Consider the following 589-nt stretch of genomic DNA (forward strand, 5'->3'; position numbering starts at 1 on the left):
CCACCGTACTTGCGCGTCGTCGACGAATCCGCCTGCTGGAAGCTCTCGAACAACCTGTCCTTCTGCTCCTCGCTCAGCCCGATGCCCGTGTCCCGCACCGCCAGGTACAGCAACACCTCGCCTTCGCTCTCCTCGCGCTTTCTCACCTGGATCGTCACCTCGCCACGCTCCGTGAACTTCACCGCGTTGTTGGCATAGTTGATCAGCACCTGCCCCAGCCGCAGCGGGTCGCCCACCAGCAGCGTGGGCACATCCGGCGCCACATCAAACAGCAACTCCAGATCCTTGGCCTGCGCCTTCTCCCCCACCAGGTTGGCCACGTTCTCCAGCACCTTCTCCAGGTCCATCTCGATGTGCTCCACATCGAGCTTGCCCGCTTCCACCTTCGAAAAATCAAGAATGTCGTTGATGATCCCCAGCAGGTGCTGCCCCGAGTGCTGGATCTTGCTCACGTAGTCCGTCTGCTTGCGGTCCAGCGGCGTCTGCAGCAGCAGGTGCGACATCCCCAGCACCGCGTTCATCGGCGTTCGGATCTCATGGCTCATGTTCGCCAAGAACTCGCTCTTCGAGCGGTTCGCCGCCTCCGCCT

At 62.1% G+C, this 589-nt stretch carries 1 protein-coding gene; it reads right to left on the bottom strand.

The features are described 5' to 3' along the window. The coding region (locus AC07VS_RS28810) for a histidine kinase dimerization/phospho-acceptor domain-containing protein (RefSeq protein ID WP_494752694.1) at positions 1-589 on the bottom strand (589 nt) is incomplete at both ends.

This window comes from Curvibacter sp. GW821-FHT01G03, assembly GCF_059422285.1.